Below are 18,650 nucleotides of genomic sequence, written 5' to 3'. Positions count from 1 at the left end.
GCGGTCGAGGCTGCGCGTGCCGGCGACGCCGGCAAGGGTTTTGCGGTCGTCGCAAGCGAGGTGCGCACGCTGGCGCAGCGTTCGTCGGCGGCGGCCAAGGACATCTCCGGCCTGATCTCGTCGAGCAACGCCGAGGTGACGGGCGGCGTCAGGCTGGTGCGGCAGGCGGGCGATGCGCTGACGCAGATTCTCTCGGCGTCACAGAAGGTCGCGGCCACCATCGCCGACATTTCGGCGGCGTCGGGCGAGCAGGCCAACGGCATCGACGAGATGAGCCAGGCTGTCGCCCATCTCGACGAGATGACGCAGCAGAACGCGGCGCTGGCCGAACAGAGCGCGGCCTCGGCCGGCTCGCTGTCTGGCAAGATCGGCCAGCTCAACGACCTCGTCGCCGCGTTCCGCACCGGACCGGAGTCGGGCCAGGGCCACGCCGCAGCGCGCACGCCCTATGCCCCACCCCCGCAGCGCGCCACGGACCGCACCGCCGGCGAGCCCGAGCGCCTGCGCAAGCTCGCCGAGGCCGCCTTCGCCCAGACCAAGGCCGCGCCGGCCCCGGCACGACCCGCCCCCGCCAGGAAGGCCGTCAACGCCCGCGCCTCCGACGCAGGATGGGAAGAGTTCTGAGAACAGGGGCCGTCTGCTGCAAAAGCCGCATGCACCCGACGACAAAAGGCCACCCGCGAGGGTGGCCTTATCTTTTTGATGCCTGAGCGACGGCCGGCGTTCAGCCCTTGGCGGCTGCCTTCGGCTTGGCTGCGGCCTTGGGCTTTGCCGCCGATTTGGATTTGGCGGCAGCCTTTTTTGCCGGGGCCTTGGCCTTCGCGGTAGCTTTCCCGCCACCCTTGCCCGGACCCTTGACGCCGCTGGCCTCGGACTTGGCATTGACCAGTTCGACCGCCTGTTCGAGCGTGATCGCCTCCTGCGTCATCGCCTTCGGCAATGTCGCGTTGACCTTGCCCCAGTTGACGTAAGGCCCGTATTTGCCGGCCCGCACGACGAGTTTGCCGCCTGTCGGATGCTCGCCGAGATCGCGCCCCGGCACGGCCGCCGCGCCGAAACGCCGTCCGCCGCCGCCGCTTTCCTTGGCGACGATCAGATCGATGGCGCGGTTGCCGCCGAGTTCGAGCACATCGTCGCCCTTGTCGATATTGGCGTAGGTCTTGCCGTGCTGGACGTAAGGCCCATAGCGGCCGATGCCGACCAGGATCGGCTCGCCGCTCTCGGGGTGTTTGGCGACCTCCTTGGGCAGGGAGAGCAGCGCCAGCGCCTTGTCGAGATCGACAGAGGCCGGGCTCATGCCCTTAGGCAGGCTCTGGCGCTTGGGCTTTTCACCTTCGCCGAGCTGGAGATAAGGGCCGAAACGCCCGTCGCGCAGCGTCACGTCCTGATCCGTGATCGGGTCCTTGCCGAGGACGCGTACGCCCGGCGCGCCCTGGCCGCCCTCGGCCGTCGCTTCGCCATCGGCCGCTGAGACGGTGAGAGGCCGCGTGTAGCGGCATTCGGGATAGTTGGAACAGCCGACGAAGGCGCCGAACTTGCCGAGCTTGAGTGACAGCGTCCCAGTGCCGCAGACCTGGCACGAGCGCGGATCGCCGCCATCCTCGCGCGCCGGGAAGACATGCTCGCCGAGCACCCCGTTCAGCGCCTCGAGCACCTCGGTGACGCGCAAATCCTTGGTGTCGCCGATCGACTTCGTGAACTCTTCCCAGAATTCGCGCAGCAGCGCCTTCCAGTCGATCTCGGCATTGGAGACGCGGTCGAGCTTCTCTTCGAGGTTCGCGGTAAAGTCGAACTCGACATAACGCTTGAAGAAGCTCTCCAGGAACGCCGTCACCAGCATGCCCTTGTCCTCGGGTACGAGGCGCTTCTTGTCGATGCGGACATATTCGCGGTCGCGCAGCGTCGAGAGCGTCGCGGCATAGGTCGAGGGCCGCCCGATGCCGAGTTCTTCCATGCGCTTGACGAGGCTCGCCTCCGAATAGCGCGGCGGCGGCTCGGTGAAATGCTGGTCGGCGGTGATCTCGCGCTTTTCGAGCGCGTCGCCTGCCTTCATCGCCGGGAGCTTCTTGGAGTCCTCGTCTTCCTCGTCGTCGCGGCTCTCCTGATAGAGCGTCAGGAAGCCGTCGAAGAGGGTGACCTGGCCAGTGGCGCGCAGTTCGAGGTTCCGGCCGGCGACGGTCGCGGCGATATCGACGGTCGTGCGCTCCAGCGAGGCCGATTCCATCTGGCTCGCGATGGTGCGCTTCCAGATCAGCTCGTAGAGCCTGGCCTGCTCGGGTTCGAGATGGCGCGCGACCATGGCCGGAAGCCGGCCGAGATCGGTCGGGCGGATCGCCTCATGAGCCTCCTGCGCATTCTTGGCCTTGACCGTGTATTTGCGCGGCACGCCGGGGACATATTTCTCGCCGAACTCCTTGCCGATGACGGTGCGGGCAGCGGAGATGGCCGAGGGGTCCATGTCGACGCCGTCGGTTCGCATATAGGTGATGAGACCGACCGTCTCGCCGCCGATGTCGACGCCTTCATAGAGCCGCTGCGCCAGCTGCATGGTGCGCGCCGGGGCCAGCCCGAGCTTTCGCGAGGCCTCCTGCTGCAGCGTCGAGGTCTGGAAGGGCGGGTAGGGGTGGCGCTTGACCGGCTTGGCTTCGACCTCGGCCACGGAGAACGCCGCCGTCTCCAGCGCCGCCCTGAAGGCGTGTGCTTCTGCGCCGGTGCCGATGTCGAGCCTGGTGATCTTCTTGCCGTCGGCGCCGGTCAGCCGCGCCTCGAAGACGCCGCCGGCGGCCGTCGCCAATGTCGCCACCAGCGACCAGTATTCGCGTGCCCGGAAGGCTTCGATCTCGCGTTCGCGGTCGCAGACGATGCGCAGCGCGACCGACTGGACGCGGCCGGCCGAGCGCGCGCCCGGCAGCTTGCGCCAGAGCACCGGCGAGAGTGTGAAACCGACGAGATAGTCGAGCGCGCGCCGCGCCAGATAAGCATCGACCAAGGCCTGGTCGACCTGGCGCGGATTGGCCAGCGCCTTCTGGACCGCGTCCTTGGTGACCGCGTTGAAGGTGACGCGCTCGACCGGAATGCCCTTCAGGGCGCGCTTGGCGTTCAGCGCCTCCAGCACATGCCAGGAGATCGCCTCGCCCTCGCGGTCGGGGTCGGTTGCGAGAATCAGCTTGTCGGCGCCTTTAAGCGCCTTGACGATCTCGGCGACCTGCTTTGCGCCGCGGCCCTCGATTTCCCATTTCATCGCGAAGTCGTTGTCGGGCTCCACCGACCCGTCCTTGGCGGGCAAGTCGCGGATATGCCCGAACGAGGCGATGACCTCGTAATCGGAGCCAAGATATTTGTTGATCGTCTTGGCCTTGGCCGGCGACTCGACGACGAGGAGCTTCATGGGGCGGATCAGTCTCAAAAATGGCGAAGGACCGGGCGGCACGGGGCGTGCCGGCCCGGCCGAGCTTCGGCGCAGCGCGTGGTGATAGCGGCTCGGATTGGCGCGCGAAAGTGGTGGAGCGCCACAGTGCTGTCAAATGGCGTCTGCTGCGCGAATTCAACAGAGGACGGTCGCACGGCCTGCTGGGAAGCTGTCTTACGCCGCCTTGCGCGCGCCACGCTCTGCGCCTACACACCCATCTTCAAATGACATCGCCAGCACCGCTTTATCCGCACCGCCATCTCCTCGGCATCGAGGGATTGTCGCATCTGGACATCGAGGCGCTGCTGGACCGCGCCGACGACTATGTCGCGCTCTCCCGCCAGGTCGAGAAGAAGACCGCGACCTTGCGTGGGCGCACCCAGATCAATCTGTTCTTCGAGCCCTCGACCCGGACGCAGGCCTCCTTCGAGCTTGCCGGCAAGCGGCTCGGCGCGGATGTCATGAACATGTCGGTCGCGTCTTCCTCGGTGAAGAAGGGCGAGACGCTGATCGACACGGCCGCGACCCTGAATGCGATGCGGCCCGACATCCTCGTGGTGCGCCATCATGCGGCCGGCGCGGTCAACCTGCTGGCGCGCAAGGTCGATTGTTCCGTCGTCAACGCCGGCGACGGCGCCCATGAGCACCCGACGCAGGCGCTGCTCGATGCGCTGACCATCCGCCGCAACAAGGGCCGGATCGCGGGCCTGACCGTCGCGATCTGCGGCGATATCGTACACTCGCGGGTCGCCCGCTCCAACATCATCCTGCTCAACGCGCTCGGCGCAAAGGTCCGCTTGATCGCGCCGTCGACCTTGCTGCCGGCCGGCATCGAGCGCATGGGCGTCGCTGTCTTCACCGACATGAAGAAGGGACTGGAAGGCGCTGACATCGTGATGATGCTGCGCTTGCAGCTCGAGCGTATGCACGGCGCGTTCGTGCCCTCGCCGAAGGAGTATTTCCGCTATTTCGGGCTCGACCGTGAGAAGCTCGATCTTGCCGAGCCCGGCGCGCTCGTGATGCATCCCGGCCCGATGAATCGCGGCGTCGAGATTTCGTCGGAGGTCGCCGATGGCGCGCAATCCCTGATCCGCGAGCAGGTCGAGATGGGCGTGGCGGTCCGCATGGCCGTGCTGGACGCGCTCGCCCAGCACCTGCCGAATGGCTGAGCCCGGTGGACGTCGTCCTGGCCCTGCTGCTGCGACTGATGCGACGGGCGCGATTCGTCTTCGTCGGGTTGTATCTGGTCATCTCCGCAGGCTTCCTCTACGCCGATCCGCGCTCGGGCTGGACCTGGTTCATCGTGATCGCCGGCGCGGCCTTGTGCGTGCTGTTCTGGGGGCTGGTCGCGTTCTGGAGCCACGTCTTCGCGCGCCGGAAGAAGCCCGGCGAAGTGCAGACTCCAACACCTGTCAACGGCCCTGAAGCCAAGAGCGGAACCGACCATGGCTGAGCTTCAGGACATCGCGATCGTCAATGCACGGCTGGTCGATCCGGCGACCGGCCGCGACGAGCGCGGCTCGCTCCTGCTGCGCGACGGGACGATCGCCGACATCGCCTGGGGCGCGGCCTCGCCCGCGCCGGGGCAGGGTGTGCGGCGCATCGATGCGAAGGGGCTGGTGGTGGCGCCGGGTCTGGTCGATCTGCGCGCCTTCCTCGGCGAACCCGGCGCGGAGTTCCGGGAGACGCTGGCCACGGGCTCGCAGGCAGCCGCGGCCGGCGGCGTCACCACCGTCGTCTGCCGGCCCGACACCGATCCGCCGATCGACGATCCCGCGATCATCGATTTCATCAAGCGCCGCGCCCGCGACAAGGCGATCGTCAACGTCCTGCCGGCGGCCGCTCTGACCAAGGGCATTCTCGGCCGCGAGATCACCGAATTCGGCCTGCTGCTGGAGGCTGGCGCAGTCGCCTTCAGCGACGGTGCGAAGGCGCTGCGCAATCCGCAGGTGATGCGCCGCGCCATGATCTATGCCCGCGATTTCGACGCGCTGATCATGAACCATGTCGAGGATCCCGATCTGCGCGGATCGGGCGTGATGAACGAAGGCGAATTCGCCAGCCGCAAGGGCATGCCCGGCATCCCGACTGAGGCCGAGACGGTGATGCTGGAGCGCGACATCCGCCTCGCCCGCGCGACCGGCGCGCGCTACCACGCGGCGATGATCTCATGCGCCGAATCGGTCGAGCTGGTGCGCCGCGCCAAGGCCTCGGGCCTGGCGATGACCTGCGGCGTCTCGATCAACAATCTGACGTTGAACGAAAACGACGTCGGCGAGTACCGGACCTTCTGCAAGGTCTCGCCGCCGCTGCGCCATGAGGATGAGCGGCTCGCCATGGTCGCCGGCCTCGCCGAGGGCGTGATCGACGTCGTCGTATCCGACCACGACCCCCAGGATGTCGAGACCAAGCGCCAGCCATTCGCCGAGGCCGCCGACGGGGCGCTCGGCATCGAGACGCTGCTTTCGGCCTCGCTCAGGATGGTGCAGGCCGGACAGATCGACCTTGTCTCGCTGCTGGCCTGCCTCTCGACGCGGCCGGCCGCCCTGCTGGGCCTGTCCTGCGGCAGGATCGCCGTCGGCGCGCCGGCCGACCTGATGCTGCTCGATCAGGACGCGCCCTATGTCGTCGACAAGCGCAAGCTCAAATCCCGGGCCAAGAACTCGCCCTTCGACGAGGCACGGCTCGAGGGCATCGTCCAGATGACGCTGGTCGGCGGGCGAGTGGTCTATGAGGCGCAACCCGGCTAGGCTGCCTCGCGATCGGATCGGGGCGAGAGAGGCTGCATGCCGGAGTTGATGAATTGGGGCCTGTCATGGCCCGCCTTCGCTGCTGCGCTCGTCATCGGCTATCTGCTCGGTTCGATCCCCTTCGGCATCGTGCTGACGAAGCTGAGCGGCGGTCCCGATCTGCGCAGCATCGGGTCCGGCAATATTGGCGCGACCAATGTCCTGCGCACCGGCAACAAGAAGCTCGCCGCCCTGACCCTGATCGGCGACATGCTGAAGGGCACGGCAGCCGTGCTCGCCGGCATGCATCTGGTCGGCGGCCGGGAGGCTGCCCTCGTGGCCGGGCTTGGCGCCTTCCTTGGCCACGTCTTCCCGGTCTGGCTCAATTTCAGGGGCGGGAAGGGTGTCGCAACTTATCTTGGCGTGCTGATTGGCCTGAAGTTCTCGATCGCTCTGGTCTTTGCAGCCGTCTGGCTCAGCATCGCCTATCTCAGCCGCTACTCCTCGGTTTCGGCGCTGGTCGCCAGTGTGTTGACGCCGTTGCTGCTCTGGTTCTGGGTCGGCGATCACAAGGCCGCCCTGCTGATGGCGGCCCTCGCGGTCCTGCTCTGGTTCATGCATCGCGAGAATATCGCCCGTCTGCTCGGCGGTCGCGAAGGCAAGATCGGCCAGAAGGACTGAGCGGGCATGGCCGGCATCGTCCTCACCGATCGCCAGCGCCTCGACTGGTTGCGTCTTATCCGCAGCGAAAGCATCGGTCCGCGCACCTTCCGCTCGCTGATGAACCGCTTCGGCGGCGCGGGCCCCGCGCTCGACGCCTTGCCGGATCTGTCGCGCCAGGCCGGACGCTCCGTGAGGCTTTGCACCACGGACGAGGCCGAGCGCGAGATCGCCGGGCTCCATCGGCTCGGCGGCAGGCTGATCGCACTCGGCGAAGCCGCTTATCCCGGTCCGCTTCAGGCCATCGATACGGCGCCGCCTCTGCTGGCGGTCATCGGCGCGGCCGAGGCGCTGCTGCGCCCCTGCGTTGCGCTGGTGGGTTCGCGCAACGCGTCCGCCGCCGGTCAGAAGTTCACGACGCGACTGGCGCGCGATCTCGGCGATGCGGGCTTCGTCGTGGTCTCCGGTCTCGCGCGCGGCATCGACACGGCGGCCCATGAAGCAAGCCTTGCGACTGGAACGGTCGCGGTGCTGGCGGGTGGTCTCGACCAGATTTATCCGCCGCAGAACGTCCCGTTGCTGCAACGCCTGCTGGAGCAGGGGGCGGCCGTCAGCGAGATGCCGCTCGGCTGGGCGCCACGCGGGCGCGATTTCCCGCGCCGCAACCGGCTCGTCTCCGGGCTTGCGCTCGGCACCGTCGTGGTCGAGGCGGCGCGCAAATCCGGCTCGCTGATCACGGCGCGCTTCGCCAACGAGCAGGGCCGGCAGGTGTTCGCGGTTCCGGGCTCGCCGCTCGATCCGCGCGCCGAGGGCGGCAACCATCTGATTCGCGAGGGCGCGACGCTGGTCGCCGAGGCCGCGCATGTCATCGAGGCGCTGACGCCGCTGCTTCGGTCCGATCACGGCGGCTTCGGTGCGAATAACGGCGTGATGCGCGATGGCGCGGGCGAGGCCTCCCCCCAGACATTGTGGGACGAACTCGACCTGCCGGGCGTCGAACCGGCTCCGCAGGCTCGACTTCCCACGGAGACTGCCTGGCTGGATCAGGCTTCGCCGCCGGAGAGCCAGGATATCCGCGCCGCATTGCTTGACCTGCTCGGTGCGACGCCGGTTCCAATCGACGATCTCGTGCGCGCCAGCGGCCGGCCGGCTCGCGATGTCAGTCGGATGCTGCTGGAACTGGAACTCGATGGCGAGGTGTTGCGCCAGCCCGGTGGATTGCTGAGTCGCATTCCGCGTTGACCGGAGCTGGCGCTGCGCGGTTTCAGCGCTCTGGTTGGCAGCGCCGGGCCTGGTCGCCGGCCTCCTGGCGGGTCATCTCCAGAAAGTAGAGCAGATGCTTGAGGTCCGCGGCGCGCGCCATGACGCCGAGTTCGCCGAGCAGCAATTCGATATAGTGCGCGACCTCGAACTGGAGCTGGCGATGCTGGGCGATACAGCGATCAATCTGCGCGCCCGCCAAGTCGCCGTCGCGCGCGATCAGGCCATGCGGCGTGAAGTTCTTGAAATCCGTTCCGACGGTACCCGTCATGGTCGCGCCTCCCTGAAGTGCATGAAGCGAGATATACAACCTATAGTTTAATAAAAGCTCACGATACTCGCTTTCCGATAATCGTCACTTCACGAGCGAAGGCGCGCGGCCATCGACCTGGATCGAGGCTTCGAGGCGCGCCATTTCGAGGAAATAGGCGAGCGCTTCAAGTTCGGCCGATTTCGCCATGAGGCGGAGTTCCGCGCTGATGCTCTCGATGTACAACGCCACTTCAAGTTGCATCTCCGGCCGCACCGACTGGCGGCCGCGGTTGGCGATCGGCCTGACTGGCGAACGGTGGGGAAGTACGTCAGGTCCGGGGTGTATCCGTGTGATCGACCCTGATTCCGTGGATTGGCCTCGTCCTCGCGATATCATTGACGCTGGCTCCGGCATCGGCGCGGAAAATGTCACGCGCCGGAAATGCGTCGCCAATATTCTCCAGCTTGATTAAAATTGCAATCATAGCGTGCACAAACAAGTTCGGGCGGCCCGGCCGTCACCCGACGCCGGTCAGGTCAGAAACAGGACCGCCAGAGGCAAGGTGCCAAGCGCCAGCAGGGTCTGCATCGTCGTGATCTCGGCCATCAGCGGGGCGTCGCCGCCAAGGTCCCGCGCCAGGAAATAGGCTGCCGTTGCCGTCGGAACGGCGGCGGCGACCACCGTCATCGTCAGCGCCGGCCCCGACACGCCGAACTGTCGCGCCAGCGTCCAGGCCAGTACGGGCATGACCACGAGCTTGACGCCGATCGCGAGCCAGTGGGCGAGGCGGGGCCGGGCGAGCTTGTGCAGATCGAGGCCTGCGCCGACGACGAGGAGGCCGACCCCGAGCGCCGCCCGGCCGAGAATGTCGGCATAGGTCGCGAGCGCCACCGGCAGCATCCATTGCAACTGGTTCAGGAGGAGGCCGAGCGCCGACGACCAGATGAACGGATTGAGCGCGATCGAGCGCACGGTGGCGCCCGCGCTCATCGGCCGGCCGCCGGCGAAGCGCGCCAGCACGAGCACGCACATCACATTGAGCAGCGGGATCATCGAGGCGATGGCGATCGCCATCATGGTGGCGCCGTCGCGCCCGAGCAGGCCGGCCGCCAGCGCCAGCGCGACGAACGTGTTCCAGCGCACGGAGCCCTGGAAAATCGAGGTGAAGGCGGGGCCATCGACGCCAAGTCGCGCGAGCAGCGACCGCGCGAGCAGCAGCAGCGCCGCCACGCACAGGATCGTCAGCACGAGGCTCAAGCCCATCGCCAGGACCGGCAGGCGGCCGAGATCGGCGACAGCGAGCGTGTGGACGACGACGGCGGGGAACAGCACCTGATATGTCAGGCGCTCGACGCCGCTCCAGTGCGAGGCCGAGACGAGGTCGGTTGCTTTCAATCCCCAGCCCGTGGCGATCACCAGAAAGACGGCAACAAGGCTGTTGATCATGGGGCTGGCTTGTCTCTTGGCTTGTCTTGCACGGGCCTTTGCCTGCTGGACGCATCCGGCGCGAACTGACCCGGCCGGAACAAGCGGTCTCTGCGGCGGTTGTTGGGAGCAAGCGCGTCCCGGCGGAGGATCAATCCTCCTGTCATGACGCTTCGGCCTGGACAAGAGCAGCGGATGCGCAACGGCCTGCAGCCGCCGCAATGCTGCCGCGATTGGTTCAGGCCGCATTCAACGAGTCCGGCGCAACCTCAGCGTTGTCTGGTGCTCATCACCTCAGGAGATTCAGTCATGGCTTCCAAGAGGAACATCGTCGTCGTGGGGCTCACAGCTTTCGGGCTCGCCAGCGCCGGTCTTGCTGCCCCTGCCTTGGCGGGCGAGCATGCCGTGAAGGTCGACAGCAAGCGTCTCGACGCCGCCTCTGCGGACTACAGCTATTATCGCGGCCATCGTCGCGGATGGAGTGGCGGACGCGGTGCGGCGATCGCCGGCGCGGTCGGCCTCGGCGTGCTCGGTGCGGCTGCCATCGCGTCCAGCCGCCCGGCCTATGCCGAGCCTTACGGCGCCTATGACGAGGGCTATGCCTATTACGGCCCGCGTCGTCCAGTCTACTACGAGCCGGAGCCCGTCTACGAGGCGCCCATCTACGCGCCGCGCTATCAGTACTATGACGGCGCGCCGTACTATCGTGGCGGCTACGATTCGCGCTATCGCTCGCGTAACGGAACGACCGATCCGTCGCGCGGCGGTCGCTGAAGAAAAACGCCGTCCCCGACTCATTCCGAGGCGGGGACGGCGGCTCGAAAAAGTCTGGGGGAAACAGATGTCGTTCTATCGGAAGCTGGCGGGCGCGAGCCTTGGCCTTGCCCTCTCGGCGTGTGGCCTGATCGGCACAGCCTCGGCGCAGTACTATCGCGGCTACGACCGCGATCCCGAGTACGAACGTCGTGACCGCTATGAGCGGCGGGATCGCTCCGAACGCCGCGACGACTATGACAGGCGCGGGTCCGACCGGCGTGGCGACTATGACAGCCGTCAGGGTCGCGGCGGGTATCAAGGCGATGGTCGCGGCTATGGCCAGGGACAGGGTCAGCCGCAGGGCGCTCGTCCCGGTGCAGCGCGCGGCAACAATCCGCTCGCCGGCATGAGCCTCGAAGACCAGAAGCGTGCCATCAAGAATCAGCGAGAGGCGCAGAAGAAGGCGATCAAACGCGGCTACGTGCCTCAGTAGCCACAGGGCCGGTCCGCCGAATCCCCGTCGGGCCAATCGTCGTCCGGCGCCGCGGGCTCCATCCGCATCAGCCGGTCGAGCGCGCCTTGAAGGATGTAGGCGGCCGCCATCTTGTCGACGACCTCGGCGCGCCTCGCGCGCGAGGCGTCGGCGTCGAGCAGCGTCCGCGTCACCGCCATGGTCGACATCCGTTCGTCCCAGAACACCACCGGCAGCTTCGTCAGCCCGGCGAGATTGCGCACGAAGGCCCGCGTCGACTGTACGCGCGGCCCCTCCGTCCCATCCATGTTGAGCGGCAGGCCCATCACGAGGCCGGCGACGGCATGCTTGTCGGCGATCTTCAGCAAGGCTGCCACGTCGAGCCCGAACTTGATTCGCCTGATCGTCTCGAGCGGCGTCGCGATCTGGCGCTCGAGATCCGACAGCGCGAGCCCGATCGTCTTGGTGCCGAGATCGAGCCCGAGCAGCCGGGCATGGTCCGGCAGTTCGAGAAACGCTTCCAGCGGCACGAGATTGGCTGACATGGGCCGGCGGTAGCACGCGCCGCCCTGTCAGGCGAGCGACGCGTGAACCGTTCTCGGGTGGGCCTGGCTCAGTTGACGTTCTGCGGCGTCACGCCTGCAGCCTTCAGCGAGACCGCCCATTTGTCGATCTCGGCAAGGAAGAGCTTCTCATGCGCCTCGCGGGTCCATTCCGCCTCCGGAAAGACGCTGGTGCCGAAGCCTTTGAACTTCTCGACGATGGCCGGCTGCTTCAGCGCCTCGCGCAGCGCAGAGTTAAGCTTGTCCAGCACCGCGACCGGCGTGCCCTTCGGCGCATAGAGCCCGTGCCAGATCGTCATCTCCAGATTGGTGCCCGATTCGATCGCGGTCGGCGTTTTCGGCAGGATGTCGAGCCGGTCCTTCGAGGTGACGGCATAAGCGCGGATCTTCTCGCCCTCGATCTGCGGCACAGCCGAGGTCGACTGGTCGCAGAGCATGTCGATCTGTCCGCCGACGAGATCGTTCATGGCAGGGCCGGTGCCGCGATAGGCGACCTGCGTGAATTTGACGCCGAGCGCCTGCGACAGCAGCACGGCGCAAAGATGTGCGTTCGAGCCGACGCCGGCATGGGCGATGGTCAGCTTGTCGGCATTGGCCTTGGCGTAGGCGAAGAAGCTCTTCGCGTCGGTTGCGGGCAAAGCGAGCTTGCTCGCGACCACCATTGGCCCGGTATTGACCAGGCCGATCGGCGCGAAGTCGGTCTTGGTATTGTAGCTGAGATTGCCGTAAAGCGCCGGTGCGGCCGCCAGAGCGAGGTGGTGGATCAGCAGCGTGTGGCCATCCGGGTCGGCGGCGGCGAGACGTCTTGCCCCAGCCGTGCCGCCCGCGCCGGCGATGTTCTCGACCAGCACCGGCTGGCCCAGCGTCTTGCCCATCTGCTCGCCCAGGAGACGGGCGATGACGTCGCTCGGTCCGCCGGCGGCGAAGGAGACGATGATCGAGATCGGCTTGGTCGGGTAGGCTTGCGCGAGAGCTGGCGTCGAAAGCCCCAGCGCCATCAGTCCGGCGAGCGCAAGGCGGCGTGTGGTTTTTGCAGGCATGGGGTTCCTCCGGGTTGCGTTGAAAGCGCCGCTCTTTGTCGGCTTGGATGGGAGATCAGGTCTGGGGCCGGAGCCTCAGCGCAGGTCGGACAGGTAATGCGCCTCCTGCGTCAGGCAAAGGCTCAGCCGTCGCTCGACCGGCGACCCGTCGAGCGAGAGCGCGATGCGGTCGATCTGCAGCGCAGGCGTCGCGGGCGCGACGGCGAGCAGGGCGGCGTCCTCGGCGTTCAACACCACAGCCTTGAGCCGCTCGCGCGCATTGGCGACGGTGACGCCGTAGCGCGAGGCGTAGAGGCTGTAGAGGTTGTTTGGGATCGGCCCGTCCTCAAGTCTCGGAAAAACGCGCTGTGGCAGGCTGAGCGTCTCCAGAATCAACGGCGCGGCATCGAGCGCGCGCAGCCGCCTGATCCGGATGACGCTGTCCTCGGCGGTGAGGTCGAGCGCGGCGGCCTCGTCGGCATCGGCTCGGCCGATCACGATATCGAGGACCGTGCTCTCGGGAAAGCGGGCGACACCGTCATCGGGCACCAGCTTGAAGAACTGGAACAGGATGCGGCGCTCGTCATGCTCGGCGACGAAGGTGCCGCGGCCCTGCCGGCGCACCAGCAGGTTTTCGGCTGCCAGTTCATCCAGGGCCTTGCGCACCGTGCCCTGGCTGACGCCGATCTCGGCGGCGAGTTGCCCTTCGCTCGGCAGGCCTTCGCCCGGCGCCCAGGCGCCGTCGACGAGGCGGCGCACGAAGATCGCCTTCACCTGACGATAGAGCGGACGGAAGCCGAGGGGCTCGGCCGCCTCGACGGCGTCACGGTGCCCCGAACGCTCCCTTGCATTTTCCAGCTTGTGCACACTCATATGTCTTATATAAGACTGAGCCAGACGAAGGTCGAGCCTGATTTTTCACACATCCCGTCGAGGCCGCCGCGCCGGAGGAGGTCAGCAATGAGCAAGCCGCATCTGTTGGTTCACGAGAAAAAGGACACCGTCGGCGTCGTCGTCGTCGAGGGTCTGAAGGCCGGTACGGACATGCTGGGCGTGATCACCCATGACAATTCGGATTTCCGCCTGACCTCGAAGATGGACATTCCGATCGGCCACAAGGTCGCGCTCAAGGACATCAAGAAGGGCGACACGCTCTGGAAATATGGCCAGGACATCGGCGTGGCCAAGGCTGACGTCAAGCAGGGCGAGCACCTGCATGTCCACAACGCCAAGACCAAGCGCTGGTGAGCCTGACGCGCGGGTTCAGCAAACCCGCGCAAGAGCCTCAAAAGAATCACCCAAGGGCTCCCTGAAACGGTCGAGCCCGCAACGTAACGAAGGAAACGCCATGTCGATCGTCGCCAATTTCGATCTCGTGAAGGGCAAGCTCGGACGCATCAAGGGCCGCAAGATCGAGGCGCCCGAATTCAAGGCCCCGATGGTCAAGCGCCCGAGCGGCCGCAGCCTCGACGCGTTCCATGGCTGGCGTCGCGAGAACGGTCGCGTCGGCGTGCGCAACCACGTCCTCCTGCTGCCGCTCGACGATCTCTCGAACGCGGCCTGCGAGGCTGTCGCCAACAACATCAAGGGCACGCTGGCGATCCCCCACGCCTATGGCCGCCTCCAGTTCGGCGAAGACCTCGACATCCATTTCCGCACGCTGATCGGCACGGGCTCGAACCCCAACGTCGCCGCCGTCGTCGTCATCGGCATCGAGGATGGCTGGACCAAGCGCGTCGTCGACGGCATCGCCGCGACCGGCAAGCCTGTCGTCGGCTTCGGCATCGAAGGCCATGGCGACATCGCGACGATCGCGAAGGCCTCCTATGTCGCCAAGGAGTTCGTGCAGTGGTCGACTGAGCTGACACGTGAGAAATGCGGCATCGAGGAACTCTGGGTCTCGACCAAATGCGGTGAATCCGACACCACGACGGGCCTCTCGTCCTGCCCGACCGTCGGCAACATGTACGACAAATGGATCCCGCGCGGCGTCTATGGCGTCTTCGGCGAGACCTCGGAGATCACCGGCGCCGAGCATCTCTGCAAGGCGCGCGCGGCGACGCCCGAGGTCGGCGAGCGCTGGTACAAGATGTGGAAGGCCTATCAGGACGACGTGATCGAGGCCCACAAGACCGACGACCTCTCGGATTCGCAGCCGACCAAGGGCAACATCGCCGGCGGCCTGACCACGATCGAGGAAAAGGCGCTCGGAAATCTCGAGAAGATCGGCCGCGAGTGCAAATACATCGACATCCTGCAGCCGGCCGAAGCGCCGACGAAGGGGCCTGGCCTCTATTACATGGACACCTCTTCGGCCGCGGCGGAATGCGTCACGCTGATGGCGGCGGGCGGCTATGTCGTGCACACCTTCCCGACGGGCCAGGGCAACGTCATCGGCAATCCGATCGTCCCGGTGATCAAGATCACCGGCAACCCCAAGACGATGCGGACCATGCCCGAGCATATCGACGTCGACGTGTCCGGCATCCTGCGCCGCGACATGACCATCCCGCAGGCCGGCGACGCGCTGATCCAGAACATCGTGCGTACCGCGAACGGCCGGCTGACCGCGTCGGAAGCATTGGGCCACCGCGAATTCTCGATGACGAAGCTCTACCGTTCGGCCTAAAGAGAACAGCATTCTCCGGGGCGGGCGTCGCTCGCCCCAATTGTCCCATCGATCGATACTCGGCCGACCGAGCCGGAGCGCCTCTTGTCCCTCGCGACGTCGTCCCCGCTGAACGCCTATCGTCCGCTTCTGGCCGGCATCGCCATCTCGGTGGTCGTCGCGGTTGTGTCGAACGCGGCCGAGCCCATGCTCAAGGCCGCGACCGGCAGCACAGTCGGCATCCCCTCCGTGGTGATCGCGCTGGTCATAGGCATGCTGCTGCATCCGTTCGCCAACACCGCCCGCTTCGAGCCGGGCATGACCTTCTGCGTCAAGAAGTTGCTGCGCTGGGCTATCGGCCTGCTCGGGCTGCGGGTCGCACTCGGCGACATCATCGCGCTGGGGCTGACGACGGCGCTGCTCGTAGTGGCGTCGATGGCTGCGACCATCGCCACGGGCTTTTTGCTGGCGCGCTGGCTCGGCCGCGAGGCCGGCACTGGCGCGCTCGCAGGCGTCGCCACCGCCGTCTGCGGAGCCTCGGCCGCGCTCGCGACGGCGACCGTGGTGCCCGATTATCGCGGTAAGGCTGCCGACGTCGCCTTCACCGTGATCGCCATGAACGCGCTCTCGACGCTGGCGATGCTCGCCTATCCGCTGATCTGCACCTGGCTCGGCCTGTCGCCGATCCAGACCGGCATCATGCTGGGCGCGACCATCCACGATGTCGCGCAGGTCGTCGGCGCCGGCCAGTCGGTCTCCGACGAGGCCGCCAATGCCGCCGTCATCGTCAAGCTTTTCCGCGTCTTCATGCTGCTGCCGGCTGTGCTCACGGTCGGCTGGTTCCTTACGCGCGAAGGCACGAGCACGGAACACGCCAAGGTGCCGGTTCCGGTCTTCGCCATCGCATTCCTGCTGCTTTGCCTGCTGAACAGCGTGCTGTCGACGCTGCCCGCGTTGGCCGGTGTCTATCAGCCGCTGCGCTCGGCCTTGCTCGAAGCGTCGCGCTGGGGCCTGCTGATCGCGATCGCGGCGCTGGGTCTCGGCACCTCCATCGCGGCGATGGCGCGCCTGGGCTGGCGGCATCTCGTGCTGGTCACCGGGACCAGCCTCGTGATCCTCGGCGTCGTCACCGGCGGGTTGCTTGTGTTGGGCTGACGCTTTGCTCGTCAGTTTGCCGGAGGCGGCCGCGAAACAAAGGCGGCCACGAAACAGAATAGGCGGGCAGGGGTCCATGACTGATATCGTCATCACCGAATTCATGGACGAGGCTGCGGTCGCCATGCTGGCGGCGCGCTACACGGTCCATCACGACCCCGAGCTCTTCGGGAAGCCGGACGAACTCGCGAAGCTCGTCGCGAACGTGCCGGCGCTGATCGTGCGCAACCAGACGCAGGTGAGGGGCTCGGTACTGTCTGCCGCCAAGGCGCTGAAAGTGGTCGGTCGGCTCGGCGTCGGGCTCGACAACATCGACATGGAGGCTTGCACCGCGCGCGGCATCAAGGTTTTCCCGGCAACCGGCGCCAACAGTCTCTCGGTCGTCGAATACGTCATCGGGACGGCTATGGTGCTGCTGCGCGGCGCCTATTTCGCCAATGCCGCGATGGTGGCCGGCGAATTCCCCAAGACCAAGCTGATCGGTCGCGAGATCGCCGGCAAGCGGCTCGGCCTGATCGGCTTCGGCGCGATTGCGCGCGACTGCGCCAACCACGCCCGCCTGCTCGGCATGAACGTCGTCGCCTTCGACCCTTATGTCCCTTCTGATCACCCGGCCTGGCAGACGACGCAGCGGCTCGATCTCGACGCGGTGCTCGCGACCGCCGACGTGGTCAGCGTGCATCTGCCGCTGACGCCGGAGACGCGCGGCCTGATCGGCAAGGAGGCGCTTGCCCGGATGAAGCCCGACGCGATCCTGATCAACGCGGCGCGCGGCGGCGTGATGGACGAGGTGGCGCTGGTGGCGGCGCTGAAGGGCGGCAAGCTCGGCGGCGCGGCGATCGACGTCTTCGAGGAGGAGCCGCTGCGCGATAGCGGCAAGCTCTTCGCCGGCGTGCCCAACCTGATCCTGACGCCCCATATCGCCGGGAACACGGTCGAATCGAACGGGCGCGTCTCCGGCCTCGTTGCCGAGCGCGTCATGGCAGCTCTGGAGGGCCGGATATGACCAGGCTTTCGCTCGCGCAGGCCGAGGCGCGTCTCGCCGAACTGTTCGTGGACGCCGGCGCTTCGGCCGCCAACGCCGCCTCCGTCGCCTGGGCGCTCGTGATGGCCGAGGCAGACGGCCTCAAGGGCCATGGCCTGTCGCGCGTGCCGACCTACCTCGCCATGCTCAGATCCGGCAAGATCGACGGCCAGGCGGTTCCGATCGAGAGCCGCCCCAAGCCCGGTGTGCTCGCGATCGACGCCCGTCATGGCTTCGCCTATCCCGCGATCGACCTCGCGGTGATCGAACTGCCCGACCTCGCCCGCGCGCAGGGCGTGATCGCCTGCCCGATCCGGCGCTCCAATCATTGCGGCGCGGCGGGCCTGCATGTCGAGCGGCTGGCCGAGCAGGGACTGGTCGCGCTGCTCTTCGCCAATACGCCGGCTGCTATCGCGCCCTGGGGCGGGGCCAAGCCGGTCTTTGGCACCAATCCGATCGCCTTTGCCGCGCCGCTCGCCGGCCGCGAGCCGCTGGTCATCGACATGGCGCTCTCGAAGGTGGCGCGGGGTCCGATCGTCGCCGCCAAACAGAAAGGCGAGAGCATCCCGGAGGGGTGGGCGCTCGACACGGCGGGCAAGCCGACGACCGATGCCGCAGCCGCGCTCGCCGGCACGATGGTGCCGCTGGGAGACGCCAAGGGTGCGACGCTCGCCATGATGGTCGAGATTCTCGCCGCCGCGCTGGTGGGCACGCATTTCGCCTTCCAGGCCTCGTCCTTCCTCGACGACAAGGGCGGCCCGCCCGATACAGGCCAGCTCATCCTCGCCATCGACCCGCACGCCATGGGCGGGCACTGGTTCGACGAGCGCATGCGCATGCTTGCGCATGCCATCGAGGATCAGGACGGCACGCGACTGCCGGGCACGCGCCGCCTGACTCTGCGTGCGAAGGCAAAGGCGGAAGGCATTGTAATGCCGGCGGAATTGCTCGCAGGCTGAGCGATCACGTCATGCTCGGGCTTGACCCGGGCATCTCGGGACGGATGCAAGCCGGAGCCTTGTCCTGCTGGAGATTCCCGGGTCTGCGCTGCGCTTCGCCCGAGAAGGACGCCGAGTCTGCCTAGCTAGAGCGTCGGACTGAAAACTGGAATCGTGGGATTCCCTTGAGGGCTGCTTTGTGATTCACCGTTTCTGGAGGTGGATCATGGGTCGCAGCTATTCGGATGATTTGCGTGCGCGCGTCGTGGGTTTTGTCGAAGCAGGGCATTCGCGTCGGGCTGCGGCCCGGCATTTCGGGGTGAGCGAGAGCTTTGCGGTCAAGCTGCTGCAAAGGGTCTTGCGTTTGAAGACGGCCCGG

The 18,650-nt window shown here is 66.9% G+C and carries 21 protein-coding genes; 14 read left to right on the top strand and 7 right to left on the bottom strand.

Going from position 1 to position 18,650, the window contains the following annotated elements; all coding sequences use genetic code 11:
* A partial coding sequence (locus tag AC1DZY_RS26050; RefSeq protein WP_476823055.1) for a methyl-accepting chemotaxis protein occupies positions 1 to 624 on the top strand: 624 nt, incomplete at its 5' end.
* A gap of 100 nt (positions 625 to 724) precedes the next feature.
* Here the strand turns inward: AC1DZY_RS26050 and topA are convergent.
* Complete coding sequence (gene topA, locus AC1DZY_RS26045) at positions 725 to 3,388, bottom strand: type I DNA topoisomerase (RefSeq protein WP_476823054.1); 2,664 nt, start codon at positions 3,386 to 3,388, stop codon at positions 725 to 727.
* Positions 3,389 to 3,633: 245 nt separating this feature from the next.
* Between topA and AC1DZY_RS26040 the strand changes: the two genes are divergently transcribed.
* From AC1DZY_RS26040 to dprA, 5 genes are read left to right on the top strand one after another with little or no spacing between them, the layout of a single operon-like run.
* Positions 3,634 to 4,578 (top strand): aspartate carbamoyltransferase catalytic subunit, encoded by a 945-nt coding sequence (locus tag AC1DZY_RS26040; RefSeq protein WP_476823053.1) that lies wholly within the window; start codon positions 3,634 to 3,636, stop codon positions 4,576 to 4,578.
* 5 nt (positions 4,579 to 4,583) lie between these two features.
* Positions 4,584 to 4,862: a hypothetical protein gene (locus tag AC1DZY_RS26035; RefSeq protein ID WP_476823052.1), complete on the top strand. Its 279-nt coding sequence runs from the start codon at positions 4,584 to 4,586 to the stop codon at positions 4,860 to 4,862.
* The gene (gene pyrC / locus AC1DZY_RS26030) at positions 4,855 to 6,159 is read left to right on the top strand and encodes a dihydroorotase (RefSeq protein WP_476823051.1); all 1,305 of its coding nucleotides are present in this window, start codon (positions 4,855 to 4,857) and stop codon (positions 6,157 to 6,159) included. Before AC1DZY_RS26035 ends, pyrC begins: the two co-directional genes overlap by 8 nt.
* Before the next feature lie 36 nt (positions 6,160 to 6,195).
* Complete coding sequence (gene plsY / locus AC1DZY_RS26025) at positions 6,196 to 6,819, top strand: glycerol-3-phosphate 1-O-acyltransferase PlsY (protein ID WP_476823050.1); 624 nt, start codon at positions 6,196 to 6,198, stop codon at positions 6,817 to 6,819.
* A 15-nt stretch (positions 6,820 to 6,834) separates the two neighbouring features.
* Complete coding sequence (gene dprA / locus AC1DZY_RS26020) at positions 6,835 to 8,040, top strand: DNA-processing protein DprA (RefSeq protein ID WP_476823058.1); 1,206 nt, start codon at positions 6,835 to 6,837, stop codon at positions 8,038 to 8,040.
* A 22-nt stretch (positions 8,041 to 8,062) separates the two neighbouring features.
* Here the strand turns inward: dprA and AC1DZY_RS26015 are convergent, their stop codons facing one another.
* The 3 genes from AC1DZY_RS26015 to AC1DZY_RS26005 all read right to left on the bottom strand — a co-directional run bounded on the left by AC1DZY_RS26015 (position 8,063) and on the right by AC1DZY_RS26005 (position 9,757).
* Positions 8,063 to 8,329, bottom strand: coding sequence for a hypothetical protein (locus AC1DZY_RS26015; RefSeq protein ID WP_476823049.1), 267 nt, complete (start codon positions 8,327 to 8,329; stop codon positions 8,063 to 8,065).
* Between the two features lie 84 nt (positions 8,330 to 8,413).
* The gene (locus tag AC1DZY_RS26010) at positions 8,414 to 8,560 is read right to left on the bottom strand and encodes a hypothetical protein (RefSeq protein ID WP_476823048.1); all 147 of its coding nucleotides are present in this window, start codon (positions 8,558 to 8,560) and stop codon (positions 8,414 to 8,416) included.
* 282 nt (positions 8,561 to 8,842) lie between these two features.
* Positions 8,843 to 9,757 carry an AEC family transporter gene (locus tag AC1DZY_RS26005; protein WP_476823047.1) on the bottom strand — a complete coding sequence of 305 codons (915 nt, stop codon included), beginning with the start codon at positions 9,755 to 9,757 and terminating at the stop codon, positions 8,843 to 8,845.
* Between the two features lie 288 nt (positions 9,758 to 10,045).
* Here AC1DZY_RS26005 and AC1DZY_RS26000 point away from each other — a divergent pair, with 288 nt between their 5' ends.
* Positions 10,046 to 10,510 (top strand): hypothetical protein, encoded by a 465-nt coding sequence (locus AC1DZY_RS26000; RefSeq protein ID WP_476823046.1) that lies wholly within the window; start codon positions 10,046 to 10,048, stop codon positions 10,508 to 10,510.
* Positions 10,511 to 10,577: 67 nt separating this feature from the next.
* Positions 10,578 to 10,985 (top strand): hypothetical protein, encoded by a 408-nt coding sequence (locus AC1DZY_RS25995; RefSeq protein ID WP_476823045.1) that lies wholly within the window; start codon positions 10,578 to 10,580, stop codon positions 10,983 to 10,985.
* On the opposite strand, the gene ruvX is transcribed toward AC1DZY_RS25995, so the two are convergent.
* From ruvX to AC1DZY_RS25980, 3 genes are all read right to left on the bottom strand, one after another.
* A complete protein-coding gene (ruvX, locus tag AC1DZY_RS25990; protein ID WP_476823044.1) occupies positions 10,979 to 11,509 on the bottom strand; it encodes a Holliday junction resolvase RuvX in 531 nt (176 codons plus the stop codon). The genes AC1DZY_RS25995 and ruvX overlap by 7 nt on opposite strands.
* A 68-nt stretch (positions 11,510 to 11,577) precedes the next feature.
* Positions 11,578 to 12,567 carry a tripartite tricarboxylate transporter substrate-binding protein gene (locus AC1DZY_RS25985; RefSeq protein WP_476823043.1) on the bottom strand — a complete coding sequence of 330 codons (990 nt, stop codon included), beginning with the start codon at positions 12,565 to 12,567 and terminating at the stop codon, positions 11,578 to 11,580.
* Between the two features lie 75 nt (positions 12,568 to 12,642).
* Complete coding sequence (locus tag AC1DZY_RS25980; protein ID WP_476823042.1) at positions 12,643 to 13,413, bottom strand: GntR family transcriptional regulator; 771 nt, start codon at positions 13,411 to 13,413, stop codon at positions 12,643 to 12,645.
* A 93-nt stretch (positions 13,414 to 13,506) separates the two neighbouring features.
* On the opposite strand from AC1DZY_RS25980, the gene AC1DZY_RS25975 reads away from it, so the two are divergent.
* From AC1DZY_RS25975 to AC1DZY_RS25950, 6 genes are all read left to right on the top strand, one after another.
* Positions 13,507 to 13,794: a UxaA family hydrolase gene (locus tag AC1DZY_RS25975; protein ID WP_476823041.1), complete on the top strand. Its 288-nt coding sequence runs from the start codon at positions 13,507 to 13,509 to the stop codon at positions 13,792 to 13,794.
* 190 nt (positions 13,795 to 13,984) lie between these two features.
* The gene (locus AC1DZY_RS25970; protein WP_476823057.1) at positions 13,985 to 15,175 is read left to right on the top strand and encodes a UxaA family hydrolase; all 1,191 of its coding nucleotides are present in this window, start codon (positions 13,985 to 13,987) and stop codon (positions 15,173 to 15,175) included.
* An 84-nt stretch (positions 15,176 to 15,259) separates the two neighbouring features.
* Positions 15,260 to 16,309 (top strand): YeiH family protein, encoded by a 1,050-nt coding sequence (locus tag AC1DZY_RS25965; protein WP_476823040.1) that lies wholly within the window; start codon positions 15,260 to 15,262, stop codon positions 16,307 to 16,309.
* A gap of 76 nt (positions 16,310 to 16,385) precedes the next feature.
* Positions 16,386 to 17,315: a hydroxyacid dehydrogenase gene (locus tag AC1DZY_RS25960; protein WP_476823039.1), complete on the top strand. Its 930-nt coding sequence runs from the start codon at positions 16,386 to 16,388 to the stop codon at positions 17,313 to 17,315.
* Positions 17,312 to 18,292 (top strand): Ldh family oxidoreductase, encoded by a 981-nt coding sequence (locus AC1DZY_RS25955; RefSeq protein ID WP_476823038.1) that lies wholly within the window; start codon positions 17,312 to 17,314, stop codon positions 18,290 to 18,292. Before AC1DZY_RS25960 ends, AC1DZY_RS25955 begins: the two co-directional genes overlap by 4 nt.
* Positions 18,293 to 18,497: 205 nt before the next feature.
* Positions 18,498 to 18,650 (top strand): helix-turn-helix domain-containing protein (locus AC1DZY_RS25950; protein WP_476823056.1); only part of this gene is annotated, 153 nt, incomplete at its 3' end.

This window comes from Allobosea sp. P2_A10, assembly GCF_056405115.1.
Note: the sequence above shows the minus strand (reverse complement) of the source record. Positions and strands in the feature narration are given on the sequence as shown.